A 14,007-nucleotide genomic window follows, 5' to 3' on the forward strand; every position below is an offset into this window, starting at 1 on the left:
AGGAACCAGTGCTAGGCGCGTTCGCCAACGCTTTCCGGACTCCGGACCTGCGGCGCAAGCTGCTCTTCGTCCTGCTGATCATCACGATCTTCCGGCTCGGCTCGCAGGTGCCCACCCCCGGTGTGCACGTCGCCAACGTGCAGGCCTGCATCAGCCAGCTGGAGGAGGGCGGCCTCTACAGCCTGATCAACCTCTTCTCAGGTGGTGCGCTGCTCCAGCTCACCATCTTCGCGCTCGGGATCATGCCGTACATCACGGCCTCCATCATCCTGCAGCTGCTCGTCGTGGTCATCCCGCGGCTCGAGGCGCTGAAGAAGGAGGGCCAGGCCGGCCAGACGAAGATCACGCAGTACACCCGTTACCTGACGCTGGGCCTCGCGGTCCTCCAGGCCACGGGCATCGTCGCGCTCGCCCGCAACGGCGCGCTGCTGCAGGGCTGCACGCGCGACCTGCTGCACGACGACGGCACGAGCACCTTCCTCGTCATGGTGGTCACCATGACCGCGGGCACCGCGGTCATCATGTGGCTCGGTGAGCTCATCACCGACCGCGGCATCGGCAACGGCATGTCGATCCTGATCTTCACCCAGGTCGTCGCCACCTTCCCGGCGTCGCTGTGGAGCGTGCAGACCTCCAAGGGCTGGGTCGTCTTCAGCATCGTGATGGTCGTCGGCCTGATCCTGGTCGCCGCCGTCATCTTCATCGAGCAGGCGCAGCGCCGCATCCCGGTGCAGTACGCCCGTCGCATGGTGGGTCGCAAGATGTTCGGCGGGAACTCGACCTACATCCCGCTCAAGGTGAACCAGGCCGGCATCATCCCGGTCATCTTCGCCTCGTCGCTGCTCTACCTGCCGGCGATGGCGGTGCAGTTCAACCCGGAGAGCTCCAACCCGGTCCTGGACTTCATCGGCACCTACCTCGTGGGCGGCGACCACCCGCTGTACATGATCTCGTACTTCGCACTCATCATCTTCTTCACGTACTTCTACGTCTCGATCACCTTCAACCCTGTGGAGGTCGCGGACAACATGAAGAAGTACGGCGGCTTCATCCCCGGGATCCGGGCGGGCAAGCCGACCGAGGACTACCTGTCCTACGTCCTGTCCCGCATCACGTTCCCTGGAGCTCTCTACCTCGGTCTGATCTCGCTGGTCCCGCTCATCGCGTTCGCGATGATCCAGGCCAACCAGAACTTCCCGTTCGGCGGCACGTCGATCCTCATCATGGTGGGTGTCGCGCTCGACACGGTGAAGCAGATCGAGAGCCAGCTCCAGCAGCGCAACTACGAAGGATTCCTCCGCTAAATGAGACTCATCCTGATGGGCCCGCCGGGTGCGGGCAAGGGCACGCAGGCCCGCTTCGTGGCCGACCACTTCGGTGTCCCTGCGATCTCGACCGGCGACATCTTCCGGGCCAACGTCTCGCAGGGCACCCCGCTCGGTGTCGAGGCCAAGCGCTACATGGACGCCGGCGAGTACGTCCCCGACGAGGTCACCAACCGGATGGTCCGCGACCGCATCGACGAGCCCGACGCCGAGCCCGGCTTCCTGCTGGACGGCTACCCGCGCACGCTCGACCAGGTCGGCGAGCTCGACGGCATGATCAAGCACACCGGGCACGCGCTCGACGCTGCGGTCGTCCTCACCGTCGACCCCGAGGAGCTCGTCCAGCGACTGCTGCAGCGGGCGCAGACCGACGGCCGCGCCGATGACACCGAGGACGTCATCCGTCGCCGCCAGGAGGTCTACACAGAGCAGACCGCGCCCCTGATCGAGGTCTACCGCGAGCGGGGCATCCTCGTCGAGGTCGACGGCATGGGCGAGGTCGACGAGGTCACGACGAGGATCTTCGACGCCCTCGACGTGATCCCCGAGAGCTGAGTCGCGTGGGCCTGCGCGACCGCGGGATCGAGATCAAGAGCCGCGAGCAGATCGACCTGATGCGCGTCGCGGGACGACTCGTGGGGGAGACCCTCGAGCTGCTCCGCGCGGCCGTACGCCCCGGCGTGACCACGCTGGAGCTCGACACGCTCGCGGAGACCCACATCCGCGACCACGGCGGCGTCCCGTCGTTCAAGGGCTACAGCCAGCCCCCGTTCCCGGCCACCATCTGCGCGTCGGTCAACGACGAGGTGGTCCACGGCATCCCCGGTCCGCGCACCCTCGCCGAGGGTGACGTGATCTCCATCGACTGCGGCGCCATCGTCGCGGGCTGGCACGGCGACGCGGCCGTCACGGTCCCCGTCGGGGAGGTCGCGGCCGAGGTCACCGAGCTGCTCCGGGTGACCGAGGAGTCGCTGTGGCGCGGGATGGCCGCGGCACGGCTCGGCGGCCGGGTCACCGACATCAGCAACGCGATCGAGACCTACGTCCGGGCGCAGGGCCGCTACGGCATCCTCGAGGACTACACCGGTCACGGCATCGGCACCGAGATGCACATGGCCCCCAACGTGCCCAACTACGGCCGGCGCGGCCGCGGGCCATCGATCGTCGAGGGCCTGGCGCTGGCGGTCGAGCCGATGGTCACCCTCGGCAGCAAGCACACCGACCTGCTCGAGGACGAGTGGACCGTCGCCACCGTCGACGGCTCCGTCGCCGCACACTTCGAGCACACCTTCACCGTCACCCCGGAGGGCACCTGGGTGCTGACGGCGGTCGACGGCGGCGAGGCCCGCCTGGCCGGGCTCGGCATCCCATTCGGCGGACGCTGAGGGCCGAGGTGGGACCCACCCGCACGGTCGTGACAGACTGAGCCGGTTGGAGGGGAGTATTCCCCGGTAGTGGTGTCGTCAGTACGGCATCCGCGCGAGCGGAGCCCGGTGCCACTGGTTCGCAGCAGTCAGGCGGGCGGAAGAGACCTCCGGCGTCCGCGTGCTGCGCGGAAGCCGTACTCACTCTCACCACTAGGAGCTCAAGCGTGGACGTCCCCACCTGGGTCTGGATCGCCACCTTCGCGGTCACGATCGTGATCTTCACCTTCGACCTCGTCATCGTGGGCCGCCGGCCGCACGAGCCGAGCATGAAGGAGTGCGCGACCTACCTGTCGATCTACGTCGGCCTCGCCATCCTGTTCGGCGCCGGCGTGTGGCTCACGTGGGACCACCAGCACGGCCTGGAGTTCTTCTCCGGCTGGCTGGTCGAGTACTCCCTGTCGATCGACAACCTCTTCATCTTCATCATCATCATGGCCAAGTTCGCCGTGCCGAAGGAGCTGCAGCAGTACGCCCTGATGATCGGCATCGTCATGGCGCTGGTCATGCGGGCGATCTTCATCGGCGTCGGCGCTGCGGCGATCAACAACTTCAGCTGGGTCTTCTACCTGTTCGGACTGTTCCTCGTCTACACCGCCTTCAAGCTGGCCAAGGAGGGCGCCGAGGACGAGGACGACGAGTTCGAGGAGAACAAGCTCGTCGCGTTCGTCGAGAAGCGCTTCCCGGCGACCTCGGAGTGGCACGGCAAGAAGCTGCTGGTCAGCGGCGACGGCGCCAAGAAGATGATCACGCCGATGTTCATCGTGATCCTCACGCTCGGCACGACCGACCTGCTCTTCGCGCTCGACTCGATCCCCGCGATCTTCGGCATCACCAAGGAGCCCTACCTGGTGCTCACGGCCAACATCTTCGCGCTGATGGGCCTGCGCCAGCTCTACTTCCTCATCGGTGGCCTGCTCCAGCGCCTGATCTACCTGTCCTACGGACTGGCGTTCCTGCTGGCGTTCATCGGCGTCAAGCTGTTCTTCCACGCGCTGCACGAGAACGAGCTGCCGTTCATCAACGGCGGCGAGCACCTCGACTACGCCTGGCTGGAGATCCCGATCTGGCTCTCGCTGGTCGTCATCGTCGCCACGCTGGCCGTCACCGCCGCGCTCTCGCTGTACGTCTCGAGCCGCATGACGCCCGAGGAGCAGGACGCCGCCACCGGGCCGCGTCGCGACTGGGAGGACGACTGACCCTGACGGGTCCGAGGTCGCTCAGCTGACGCACTGCTTCGCGCTCGGGGAGCTGTCGCTGCCGCGGGTCATCACGACGTCGAGGCACACGGGCTCGTCGGTGCGCACGAGGAGACGGCCCCCCTCCTGGGTGCCGTACTCGTCGGTGTCGTCGCGGTGCCAGCGGAACGCGTCGCCCTCCTCGAGCTCGACGGGGGCGTTCCAGGTGAAGAGGACGCCGCGGGGCGTACGGCTGCCCGAGAGCGTCGGCGCCTCGGTCAGCCCCTCGGGCAGGCCGAGGTCCGGGGTCTGGGAGTCCGTCGGGACGACCACGCCGGGGTCCTCCTCGCGGTCGTTGCCCCCGAGGACGAGGAAGCCCACCAGCACCGCGACCACGGCGGCGCCGATGCCCGCCCAGACGAGCCCGGAGACGCCCTGCCTCTCGTCGTCCTCGTCGGGCGCGGCGACGGGGTCCTGGGCGGCGATGCGCCGGGGGCCGCTGGCGGAGATGACCGTCACCGGCTTCATCGCGGTGGCGTCCTCCGGCGCGTCGGGCACCTCGGGGGCGGCGACCGAGGCGTCGGGACGGTCGCCCTCCACCGCGACCGCGGTGCGCGGCCAGCCCGCGGCGGACTCGATGCGCTGGAGCGCCCGGGCGAGCTCGAGGGCGCTGGCGGGACGGTGCTCGGGCCGCTTGGCGAGGCACTGCTGCAGCAGGCGGTCGAGGGCCGGAGGCACGTCGGGGCGCTGGGTGGCCGGGGGAGCGGCGTGGAGGATGCGCGCGCTGAGGGCGCGCGTCGAGTTGTCGCCGGACGGGATCGCGAAGGGCGACCGGCCCACGAGCAGGTGCCAGATGGTGGCGCCGAGTGAGTAGACGTCGGAGGCCACCGACCCGTTGGAGCGACCGTCGAGCAGCTCCGGCGGCGACCACGGGTAGGAGATGCGGACGTCGTTGTCGCCGTCGACCTCCGAGACGTGGCCCGCGATGCCGAAGTCGGTGAGCGCCGGCTCGTGGTAGCTCGTGACGAGCACGTTGCTGGGCTTGATGTCGCGGTGCAGGATGCCCGAGCGGTGGGCGGTCTCGATCGCGCTGGCGAGCTTGATGCCGGTGGAGACCGCGTCGACCGGTGCCATGGGGTTGGAGCGCACGCGGACGCCGAGGTCCGGCGGCGGGCAGTAGCGCATCACCAGGAACGGGCGCCCGCCCTCGGCGGTGACCCCGGCCGTGATCACCGAGACGATGTAGGGGTGGTCGGCGAGCCGGGCCATCGCGTTGGCCTCGGCGGTGAAGAGGTACTTCTCGCGGTCGGTCAGCGGCACGTCGGGTCGTACGACCTTGACCGCGACCCGCTGGCGGGGCCACTGCTGCTCGTAGAGGAAGACGTCGGCGAAGCCTCCGCTGCCCAGGTGCTCGACGAACGTGAACCCGGGGATGACAGGTGCGCTCACCGGGAGACCGCCCCCGTCTCGAAGCGGACGGCGTAGACGTGGGCCATGTCGAGGACCGTGCCCGGCTCGAGGACGTAGGCGTCACCGGGGCGCATCCGCTCGGCGTCACGTCCCGGGGCCGCGATCGTCGTGCCGCCGCGGCTGTCGAGGTCGCGGGCCACCACGTCCCAGCCGTCCAGCTCGATCTGGAGGTGGCGGCGGGAGACGAACGAGTGGTCGGCGGGCAGGTGCACCAGGTGCGGCCAGTCGGTGCTGCCCTCGGCGGGCGCGGGCTTGCGCCCGAGGATGACGCCCCGGTCCAGCGGGACGACCTCGCCGGTCGGGAGCCGGAGCCCGCCGAGCGCCGGCCGGTCGACCCGGCGCGGCTCCTGCGGCGCGACCCGCTGGTGGCACACCCGGCACTGCGGGGCGATCGGCGGGGTGAGGTGGCCGAGCGGGCAGCTGACCGCCAGCACCGTCGGGGCCGTGCCCTGGGCCAGGTGCGCCGGACGCATCGTCGTGGACCCGTCGTGGTCCTCGGGCCCGCCGGCCGGGTCGGTGGGCGGGGTGTGCGGCGCGGACGCCGGGCGGATCGTGGTGTGGGTGCCCTGCTCGATGCGCTCGACCATCAGCGGGTCGGGCTCCGAGGTGTCGGGGAGGGGGGCGCCGGTGTCCTCGGCCGGACGACGCATGCGGGTGCGCGGGGGCGGGCCGTCGGGGCCCTTGGCCGCGAGGATCGAGGCGGGGATGCCGTCGATCAGGTCGCCGGCGGCCGGAGGCGCCGCGACCTCCTCGGCCCGGTGGGCGGGGGCGGTGCGCACCGACATCGGGGTGAGCTCGACCCGGTCGGAGGCGACCACGCCGCCGACGAGGCGGCGCGTGGTCGCGAGGCCGTCGGGGTCGGCGCCGCCGTCGAGGCTGAGCACCCGGGCCGGGCCGGCCAGGCGTACGTGGCCCGAGCCGCGGGAGAGGGTCGTGGAGGCGCCCGAGGTGAAGTCGACCAGGGCGAGCGCCGGCGGGTCGCCGTCGAAGGCCTTCTCCGCGATCGCCATCACGCGCTCGACGACCGTCGCGCCGGAGGGCGCGGTCATCGACAGGACGTCCCAGATCTCCTGGACGACCTGCTCGTCACCGGGGTCCGTCAGCAGCACCCAGTGCGCGCCGCTGCCGACGAGCACGCCGGTGCCACTGGCGTACCGCGCTTCCACGATCAACGTCGGCTCCCCTCGTACACGCCCACCCGACCATCATCACCCATCGCCCCAGTTCAGCGCACTCGGTCCCGACTTGTCGGAACCTCTGCTAAATACATACTCTCCTCGGGGTGACGGCGGCCGGCGCGTCATCCGTGGGGCCAAGGGGGAATTGGCGTGGCACGTGCGTCGTGGGCGCGCAGGCACCGGGCGGGCATCGCCTCCGGTGTCGCGCTGGCCGTTGCCACGGGAGCGATCGTGGCCTACGCCGTGTCCGCCGACGGCTACAAGAAGCACGAGGCCGACCTCAACGACGGCGGCGTGTGGGTCGTCAACGGCAAGAAGGGCTGGTCGGGTCGCCTCAACAAGCCGATCAACCAGCTCGACGGCGTCGTCCCCAACGTCGACGGCAAGGCCCGCCTCGACGTCGTGCAGGACGGCGCGGCCGTCGTCACGCTCAACGCCAACGCGGCGCGCGGGCAGGCGATCGAGACCACCCGCCTGGAGGCCCAGGACGGCGGGTCCGCCGCGATCCCCGTCGCCGGCGACGTCCGGATGGCCGGGGGGACGCTCGCCACGCTGGACGCCGAGACCGGCGAGGCGTGGGCCGTGCGCTTCGACGACCAGGTCGGCCAGCCCCTGATGTCGGTCGTGGACCGTCAGGCCAAGCCGCTGGTCACGACCGGTGAGGGCGCTGCGCTCGCGGTCGCCCAGGACGGCACCGTGGTCATCACCTCGACGGAGGAGGGCACCCTCACCACGCTGGAGCCCGGGGGCACCTCGTTCGGCAAGCCGCGCACCCGGGACCTCCCCGGCGACGCCGGCCAGGTCAGCGACGTGACGACCGTCGGGGACCAGGTCGTCACCCTCGACGCGGACGCAGGCGTGCTCAGCATCGTCGGCGGCCCCACCGTCTCCGTGCCCGCCGACAGCCGCCTGCAGCAGGCGGGGCCGGCCTACGACGCCGTGCTCGTCGGGGCGCCCGACGGGCTGCTGAGCATCGACCTGACCACCGGGGAGCAGACGGTCGTCTCCGACCAGAGCGGTGCGCCCGTGGAGCCGGTGCGGCTCGGCGCGTGCGTGTTCGGCGCCTGGTCCGGTGGCGTCGGCGCCGTGGCCGTCCAGTGCGGCTCCCAGGAGGTCAACGAGGACCCGCTCAAGGGCGACGCGACCAGCCTCGCCTTCCGCGTGAACCGCGGCGAGATCGTCCTCAACGACGCCGCCAGCGGCACGGTGTGGGACGTCGAGCAGGAGAACCCGGTCAAGATCGACAACTGGGAAGCCTTCACGTCGAAGAAGAAGAACGACGAGGACGAGAAGGAGAACGAGAACCAGAGCGAGGCCGACCGGCGCCCGCCGCAGGCCAAGCCCGACTCCTACGGCGTGCGCGCCGGCCGCACCACGGTGCTGCACCCCCTCGACAACGACTCCGCCCCCGAGGGGCGCCTGCTGAGCATCGTCGACGTCGACCAGCCCGCCGGCGGGGCGCGCGTCGAGATCAGCCCCGACGGGCAGACCCTGGTGCTCCAGATGCCGGAGGACGGCCGGGCCGCGACCTTCGACTACTTCATCGACGACGGTCGCACCGGCGTCACCGCGCACGCCGCGGTCGACGTGCAGATCCGCGGCGTGGACCAGAACGAGCCGCCCGACGTGCGGCAGGGCTACGAGAAGCCGACCTACAAGGTGCCGCACGGCGGGTCCCTCGCCGTACCCGTCCTCGCGGACTGGCGCGACGACGCCGACGGCGACACCCTCCTGCTCGACTCGGCGCAGGCCGTGGGCGGAGAGGAGAGCGGTGCACGGGCGCGGACCACGGCGGACGGCCGCATCCGTTTCAACGCGCCCACGGGTCCCTCCGACGGCCAGCAGCTCGTCCGGGTCGAGTACGCCGTGACGGACGGTGGCTCGGCGCCGGTCCGCAAGGCCATCAGCTTCCAGGTGCAGGCGCCGAAGGACCAGAGCTCCTTCGCCCCCCGTGCCGAGCCGGACGTCGTGCGCGGCGAGGTCGGCAAGCCGATCAAGATCCGGCCGCTGCTCAACGACCTGCCCGGCTCCGACCCCAACGACCCGGACGCCGAGCTCGCCCTCGGCGGCAAGGTCCCGCAGCAGCCCAACGTCGACGTCGTGGCCGACCTCGAGGCGGGGCAGATCACGGTCACCGCGCAGCGCGCGGGCACCTACTTCCTCAACTACGACGCCGCCTACGGCGACGCGACGATGGACTCCGGCACGATCCGCGTGGACGTGAAGGCGAAGCCGAAGCGCTCCGCCGAGCCCATCGCGATGCCCGACACGCTCACCATCTACGGCCAGGCCCCCGGGATCGTCGACGTCCTGGCCAACGACCTCGACCCGGCCGGCGGCCTGCTCGTGGTGCAGCGCGCGACGCCCCAGCGCCAGAACGAGCTCGACGTCGCCATCGTCGACGGCCGCTGGCTGCGGATCTCCTCCGTGCAGCCCGACATGGTCCCTGTCACCCAGACCGTCTCGTACACCATCAGCAACGGCACCAGCTCCAGCGTGCGCGGCGAGGTCGTGGTCACCCAGCGGCCCGCGCCCGAGGACAACACGCCGATCACGGTGTCCGACAAGGTCGTCGTCCGGGCCGGCACGTCGGTCTCGGTGCCCGTCCTGGACAACGACGTCTCGCCCTCGGGCGACCGGCTGACCCTGCTCAACGACCTCGTCGACAGCGAGACCCCGGGCCAGCTCGACGTGGTCGCACCGATCGACGTCACCGGCGACGTCGGCAGGGCGTACGTCTCCGGTCGCGTGGTCCGCTACGTCGCGCCGGACACCATCGAGGACCGCGACACCTACACGGTCACCTACGTCGCGCAGAACCTCGACGGCAAGCGTGCCAACGGCACGCTCAAGGTCACGATCGTGCCCGAGGACGACCCCAACGACCCGCCGGAACCGCCGACGCTCGAGAGCCGGGTCGTGTCCGGCGACCCGGTGAAGATCCGCGTCCCCGGCGTCGGTATCGACCGCAACGGCGACCCGGTCACCGTCACCGGCATCACCTCCGCGCCCAGGCTCGGGCGGATCACGGACGTCGGCGGCAACTTCCTGCAGTACCAGGCCTTCCCCAACACGGTCGGGACCGACGAGTTCACCTACTCCGTCGTCGACTCGCAGGGCGCGTTCGCCACCGGCACCGTCCGGGTCGCGGTGGTGCCACCCGGCCAGCCACAGCCGCCGCTGGCCGTCGAGGACCGCCTGACGGTCCAGCCCGGGCGCACCGCGACCTTCGACCCGCTGGCCAACGACTTCATCGCGTCCGGCGACTCGGTGAAGGTCCAGCTCGTCGACCCGCCGGAGGGTGCGAAGCTCGACGCCGAGACCAATCTCGTGACCGTGCCGGCGCCGGACACGCTCGAGGCGCCTCCGGTCGTGCTGGTCTACCGCGTGACCAACGGCCTCGACGAGTCGCGCTCGACGATGACCCTGACCACGGCCGCCGACTACAACAACCCGCCGGTCGTCTACGACGCCTTCGGCCGCGCCGACGACAGCGGGAGCGTCGTCGTCGACGTGCTCGACGGCGCGTACGACCCGGACGGTGACGTCGACGACCTCGAGGTGTCCGACGTGTCGGGCGACCCGAGCGCGCGGACCGTCGGCGGCACGCAGGTCCGGGTGGACCGGGGCGAGAACCCGAAGGTGCTCCCGTTCGAGGTCACGGACGGCGACGGCGCCGCGTCGGTCGCGTCGGTCTACATCCCGCCCACGGGCAACGGCCTGCCCTACGTCCTGCCCAACTCCCTCATCGAGGTCGACTCCGGCGACAGCGTGACCGGCAAGGTCAGCGACTACATCGCGGCGCCCGACGGCGCGCAGGTCCGCCTGGCGTCGGGACGCCGGTCGTACTCCGCGTCCCCCTCGAGCCTGCAGGTGGGCCCCGACGGCGACAACCGCTTCACGCTGACGACCCCCGCGGACTTCCGCGGCCCCGCGGCGCTGCTGGTCGAGGTGACCACCGCCAGTGACACCAGCGGCAACGAGGACGCCTCCACCGTGGCGGACGGCGTGACCGCCATCCTGTCCATCCCGGTCCAGGTCGGCGACGACGCGCCGACCCTCGAGTGCCCGTCGACGCCCGTGCCGATCTCGGCGGGCCAGCAGTACGACCTCGACATCGCGACCTTCTGCAAGGTCGTCACCATCGACCCCCGCGACGCCGCCGGGCTCGACTACACCGCCGAGTGGACGCAGTCCGTCGACGGCGTGACCGCCGGGGCGGCCGAGGGTTCGGTCGTGCCCGTCGCGGTGGCCGACTCCGCCACCGAAGGCGGCGAGGCCGTCCTCACCGTGCGAGCGGGCGACAGCAACACCGAGGAGGTGCGCTTCCGGCTCGCCCAGGCGCCCGCGCCGCGCCTGTCGCCGATCCGCGTCGAGACGATGGAGGCCGGGCAGAGCCGCACCTTCGACATCAGCTCCTACCTCGACTCGGGGGTCGCCGACCCCGACCCGACGATCGTCTCGGTCGAGAACACCGGCAACCCGACGGTCCGGGCGACCACGGAGGGCAGCCGGCTCACGCTGACCGCCGCCAAGGACGCCCGCGGCGTGGAGGCGTCCTTCCGCCTCGTCGTCAGCGACGTCGGGGGCTCCGACCCGCCGCCCTCGCGCACCGCCCAGGGGCGCATCCAGTTCCAGGTGATCGGCACGCCGAGCCAGCCCGGCGAGCCGAGGCCGTACCAGAACAACGCCGAGATCGGCACCATCAAGATGTCCTGGGCGCCCCCGGACGACGACGGCGGCGCGCCGATCCAGTACTACACGGTCCGCGAGGAGCGCAACGGCGCGACCCAGAAGTGCGACACCAACGAGTGCGTCTTCCGCAAGCTCGAGACCGGCGGCCGCTACAGCTTCCGGGTCAAGGCCACCAACCGCGTGGGCGACAGCGAGTGGAGCGCGATCTCGCGGTCCGCGCAGGCCGACACGGCACCCGGCCGCGTCCGTGACATCCGCATGGTCGGGCGCGGCAACGGGACGATCCAGGTCGCCTGGACCAAGCCGGCGACGCAGACGTCGCGCATCACCTCCTACACGATCTCCTGGGCCGGGGGACAGGCCGTCGTGCCCGGTGAGCAGACCTCCTACGAGGCGATCGGGCTCAACAACAACGAGCGGTACTTCTTCACGATCAAGGCGCAGAACCAGGTGGGCTACTCGCCGCCGCGCCAGTCCGCGGAGTTCCAGCCGCTCGGCACCCCTCCGGCGCCGGCGGCACCCACCGTCACCGACCTCGAGGCCGGCCCCAGCCAGACCAACCTGCGGATCTCCTGGCAGGAGGTGCTGCCCGAGGGCCCCGGCCCGACGGTCTACACCGTCAACTACTCCAACGGCGTGTCGTCCGGTGCCGTGCCCGGGTGCCAGAAGACCGCCTCGCTGACGTGCACCCACGCCAACGTGCCCTACGACGGGCTCACCTACACCTACACGGTCGTGGCGGCCAACCAGCCCGTGGGCGAGCCGGGCAACCGCTCGGCCGCGAGCGCCGGGACGTCCATCGAGGCCGTGGGCCGACCGGCGCAGTGGGGCGACTGGTCCGTGGCGCCGACCGGCGTCAGCCAGGAGCTCGAGCTCAGCTTCACGGTCCCGGACTCGCGGGGCAGCGCGAGCAACGTCGACATCATCGTCGGCGGATCGGTCGTGAGGTCGCTCAGCGCGAGGGGCCCCGTCACGGCGAAGGTCAACACCCAGAGCAACGAGACGCCCTACAACGTGGAGCTCAGGGTCTGCAACGAGAAGGCGCCCGCGGGCTGCACCGTCAGCGCCGCCAAGTCGGCGCAGAGCTACGGTCCGCTGGGCAACGCGCTGACCGAGATCCGTCCGGTGGTCAACGGCAAGGACGTCTACTGGGTGATCACCGGCACCGCCAACGGCTCCCCGGTCTCGGTGCGCTACGACGTCGACAACGACGGCGAGCAGCCGATCACCACCCAGCCCGGGGTCAACGGCCAGTTCAGCGTCCAGACCAAGACCTTCACGGCCTCGGGCTACAACCAGAACATCCGGCTCAGCGTCGCGATCTTCGACCCGTCGAAGCCCGGCCGCGGCCAGGCCTCGGGCGACAACACGACCAAGTCCGGCCTGCCGCCCGCCCCGACGGTCAGCATCGCCCGCGGTCAGGCCTGCGGCGACGGACCTAACACCACGAGGCCCTGCCGTTCCAACCTCGGACAGACGGCGTGCCTGGTCAACAGCTGCAGCACGATCCGGTTGGCGACCGAGGGCTTCCTGGAGAACTACAGCTGCTCGGTCGACGGTGCGGTGCTCAACCCCCAGAGCGGCAACCCGGGCTTCCAGACCTCCAACCACCCCGGTGGCGGCTTCGAGACCGCGTGGTACGCACCCGGCGGGACCGTCACGGTGACGTGCACGGACACCACGGGACTGCAGAAGAACAGCTCGACGATCAGCTGGGAAGTCAAGAACGAATGAGCCCCCGGACCAGCGCCACGACAGGAGAAGCATGACGATCAGCCACGAACAGGCCGAGTGGTTCAAGTCCACGTTCGACCAGCTCACCGACAACATGGAGAAGGCCGTCCTCGGCAAGCGCCATGTCGTGCGGCTCGCGCTGACCTGCCTGCTCTCCGAGGGACACATCCTGCTCGAGGACTTCCCGGGCACCGGCAAGACGATGCTGGCCCGCGCGCTAGCCAACACCGTGCAGGGCAGCCACGCGCGCATCCAGTTCACGCCCGACCTGCTGCCCTCCGACGTCACCGGCGTCACCGTCTACGACCAGCACAAGGGCACCTTCGAGTTCCACCCGGGCCCGATCTTCCACACGATCGTTCTCGCCGACGAGATCAACCGTGCCTCGCCCAAGACGCAGTCCGCACTCCTCGAGGTCATGGAGGAGGGCCGGGTCACCGTCGACGGCGTCGCGCACCCCGTCGGCAAGCCGTTCCTCGTGATCGCGACCCAGAACCCCATCGAGCAGGCCGGCACCTACCGGCTGCCCGAGGCCCAGCTCGACCGCTTCCTGATGAAGACCTCGGTCGGCTACCCCGACCGCCAGGCCACGGTCGAGCTGCTCAACAACGCCGCGGTCCGTGACCGCGCCGCGCTCGTCACGCCCGTCATCACCGCCGCCACGATCGCCCAGATGAGCGGGCTCGCCGACGAGGTCTACGTCGACCCGGCCGTGGTCGGCTACGTCGCCGAGCTCGCGGAGGAGTCCCGCCGCCAGCCGCACGTCAAGCTCGGCCTGTCCGCGCGCGGCTGCCTGGCGTTCGTGCGCGTCGCGAAGACGTGGGCCGCCGCCGACGGGCGCGACCACGTGGTGCCCGACGACATCAAGGACCTCGCCGAGCCGGTGCTGTCGCACCGCGTGCTGCTCGACGCCGAGGCCCAGTTCAGCGGCGTCGACGTGCAGACCGTGATCTCGCGCCTGCTCGACGCCGTCGCGCCGCCGACCGACCGCGTGGGGGCCTGA

General features: G+C 70.9%; 8 protein-coding genes. 6 read left to right on the forward strand and 2 right to left on the reverse strand.

Features of this window, described 5'->3' with window-relative positions; genetic code table 11:
- Positions 1-8: 8 nt before the first annotated feature.
- The 4 genes from secY (at position 9) to F4692_RS11410 (ending at position 3,948) form a co-directional block, all read left to right on the forward strand.
- A complete protein-coding gene (gene secY / locus F4692_RS11395; RefSeq protein ID WP_179619747.1) occupies positions 9-1,304 on the forward strand; it encodes a preprotein translocase subunit SecY in 1,296 nt (431 codons plus the stop codon).
- Entirely contained in the window at positions 1,305-1,880 is a 576-nt protein-coding gene (locus F4692_RS11400; RefSeq protein ID WP_179619748.1) for an adenylate kinase, read from the forward strand.
- Between the two features lie 5 nt (positions 1,881-1,885).
- Positions 1,886-2,710 (forward strand): type I methionyl aminopeptidase, encoded by an 825-nt coding sequence (gene map / locus F4692_RS11405; protein WP_179619749.1) that lies wholly within the window; start codon positions 1,886-1,888, stop codon positions 2,708-2,710.
- 206 nt (positions 2,711-2,916) lie between these two features.
- Complete coding sequence (locus F4692_RS11410) at positions 2,917-3,948, forward strand: TerC family protein (protein WP_179619750.1); 1,032 nt, start codon at positions 2,917-2,919, stop codon at positions 3,946-3,948.
- Positions 3,949-3,969: 21 nt separating this feature from the next.
- Here F4692_RS11410 and F4692_RS11415 read toward each other — a convergent pair whose 3' ends face one another.
- Positions 3,970-5,376, reverse strand: coding sequence for a serine/threonine-protein kinase (locus tag F4692_RS11415; protein WP_179619751.1), 1,407 nt, complete (start codon positions 5,374-5,376; stop codon positions 3,970-3,972).
- A complete protein-coding gene (locus tag F4692_RS21580; RefSeq protein ID WP_179619752.1) occupies positions 5,373-6,563 on the reverse strand; it encodes an FHA domain-containing protein in 1,191 nt (396 codons plus the stop codon). Before F4692_RS21580 ends, F4692_RS11415 begins: the two co-directional genes overlap by 4 nt.
- Before the next feature lie 162 nt (positions 6,564-6,725).
- Here F4692_RS21580 and F4692_RS11425 point away from each other — a divergent pair, with 162 nt between their 5' ends.
- Both F4692_RS11425 and F4692_RS11430 read left to right on the forward strand, forming a co-directional pair.
- Positions 6,726-13,004 (forward strand): Ig-like domain-containing protein, encoded by a 6,279-nt coding sequence (locus tag F4692_RS11425; RefSeq protein WP_179619753.1) that lies wholly within the window; start codon positions 6,726-6,728, stop codon positions 13,002-13,004.
- Between the two features lie 31 nt (positions 13,005-13,035).
- Positions 13,036-14,007 (forward strand): AAA family ATPase, encoded by a 972-nt coding sequence (locus tag F4692_RS11430; protein WP_179619754.1) that lies wholly within the window; start codon positions 13,036-13,038, stop codon positions 14,005-14,007.

This window comes from Nocardioides cavernae, from assembly GCF_013410035.1.
Taxonomy (GTDB): Bacteria; Actinomycetota; Actinomycetes; order Propionibacteriales; family Nocardioidaceae; genus Nocardioides; species Nocardioides cavernae_A.